Here is a 2,027-nt window from a genome sequence, read left to right as displayed (position 1 = left end):
AGCCGGGCCAACTCGACGGCACGCTGGCGGAACTCGATCGGGTGTGGTGCGGGCATATGGACATCCTTCCCGGTGACCGAAGGTCACCTCACGTCAGGTGTCCGGGCTACGGGGTCAAGCTCACACTCACCATCGCGTTTCCCGGGTCCTCCTCTTCGCAGAGCGGGACGCCCCCAACGACCGAGACGTACCCGGCATTGGCAACGCGCTCACCCGGTTCCCGCGATCTCCCAGAACTACGCACCTCGGGTATGCGCTGCATGGCCCCGCGGCTGGGACCAGTGGCGACCGGGCGCTGTCGTCAGCGCATGGCAGCTCACGGCGCGTCGGCCAGAGGGTGCCCGGTGTTCACGGCCACCGGCCACGATGGGCCAGCCGTGCGCTTGGCGGGTATTCGTCCGGCCCTCTCCCAGCGTCGCAGGACCCGCCGGCCGTAGTTGTTGGTGGCGAACACCCGGTCCAGCTCCGCGCCGGTCGGCCGGCGGCCCTTGGCGCGCTCGGTCTGGTAGTAGGCCCACATCTTCTGCTGGGCGGTCGGCTCCGCGGGCGGACGGGACTCGTCCGAGACCGCCGCGAGACGCGCCGCCCACGTCGTCTCGTCACCGGTCTCGCCCGTCTCGACAGTCTCGGTCGTCTCGTTTCCGGTCTCGTTGGCGGTCTCGGCACGGTGGCGCTTCAGCGCGCGGTTAAGGAGTTCGACGGCCAGCAGCAGCGCCAGCGGCGGGCACGCGGCGACCGCCACAGCGAACACGCTCAGCACCGGCGCGGCGGCGATGTTGGCACATAGCGACAGGACCACCCCAAAGGAGAAGGCCACCCAGGCAGACCAGCGGCCCGCGCGGTGGCCAGGCTTCCACAGCTCCACCGTCGCCGTGGTCAACAGGCCGTCAACAATGAGCGGCCAGATCGAGGCAGTCGTGGGGTCCGCGCCGAACCGGAGCGCGAACTCCCGCCCGTGCCGATACGAGGCGTACGCCGCGCCCAGCGCGACCAACAACGTGCACACCACTTGCACCCACAGCGCGCGGTCCCGCCGCGCCGACGCGGTGACGCTCATCGCCTACCACCCCCGCGCCAGCCGGCGTCGATGTTCCGCCGTGGCCACCTCGGCGCACCGCCCGACACAGGCGTGCACTTGGGAGCCGGTCACCGAACGGCCGACGGGTACCGACGGAACGCGGACGCGCAGGTAGTTGGCGCCACAGACCGGGCAGGCCAGGCCGTCAGCCTGCAACGCCGTCAAGCCAGTGATGACCTTGTGAGGGTTCACCGCGCATCACCGCCCGCACGGCGGCGACGGCGAACGATGCCGACGGTGGCGGAAACCTGCAGTTCGCGGCGGCTACGGTTTCGTGTAGATGCTGTACGAGCCGCGCCGGGGGCACAGCAGACCCACCGTTGGGGCACCGTCATCCCAGCTGACCTGCGAAAACACCTGCCAGTGTTGATCAGGCGGGTCAAGGCACTGTACGAACCTTACGCTCCGTCATCAGCGTCCCGCTCGTGCTCAACCTTGCGTGACTGCGTAAACCGCATGAAATCCTCCAGCCGCGACAGGGCACTGATCGCGTCCTGCCGCTGTTCATCGGTCATCGCGATGATCTCCGGCTCCCCGATCTTGATGGGGTACCGGGACCGATAAGGTCGCCGCTGTCGTTGAGAGCGGTGATCCTCGCTCATCCTCTGGCGCCTCCTCCCCTGACGGGAGTTCAGCGTGCGCCTGCGGCTGTCGCCTTGCGAGACGACCAAGCTGTCGCTGCTGCGGTGTGGTGTTCGCGTTGGCTGGGTGGCGATTCGGCGGTCAGCGGTGTCGTGAGAGTGGCTCTCTGCGGTAGGGGCGGTGGCTGCCAACGAAGCGTGGTTGCTCCTTGTGGCGCCCGGTTGGCTGGTCGGGCGGGTGGTCGGGGGACCTCCCCCCGTTGACCGGACACCTCAGATGACAGGAGAGAGTGTTCGCTGTGGGAGAGCGACCGACGGTGAAGCGGGCTCGTCGGAGGTTCACCGACGAGTTCAAGCGTGATGCCGTG

Annotated in this window: 2 protein-coding genes; both read right to left on the bottom strand. The window is 68.6% G+C overall.

Annotated features, from left to right (window positions below):
• Positions 1 to 316: 316 nt before the first annotated feature.
• Positions 317 to 1,057 (bottom strand): DUF2637 domain-containing protein, encoded by a 741-nt coding sequence (locus tag FFT21_RS28315; RefSeq protein ID WP_137816960.1) that lies wholly within the window; start codon positions 1,055 to 1,057, stop codon positions 317 to 319.
• Between the two features lie 419 nt (positions 1,058 to 1,476).
• Positions 1,477 to 1,680, bottom strand: a complete 204-nt coding sequence (locus FFT21_RS28305) for a hypothetical protein (RefSeq protein WP_137816958.1) — start codon at positions 1,678 to 1,680, stop codon at positions 1,477 to 1,479.
• Positions 1,681 to 2,027 lie beyond the last annotated feature (347 nt).

This window comes from Gandjariella thermophila (assembly GCF_005405885.1).
Lineage (GTDB): Bacteria > Actinomycetota > Actinomycetes > Mycobacteriales > Pseudonocardiaceae > Gandjariella > Gandjariella thermophila.
The sequence above is the reverse complement of the archived record's forward strand: the minus strand, read 5'-3'. Positions and strand labels throughout refer to the sequence as shown.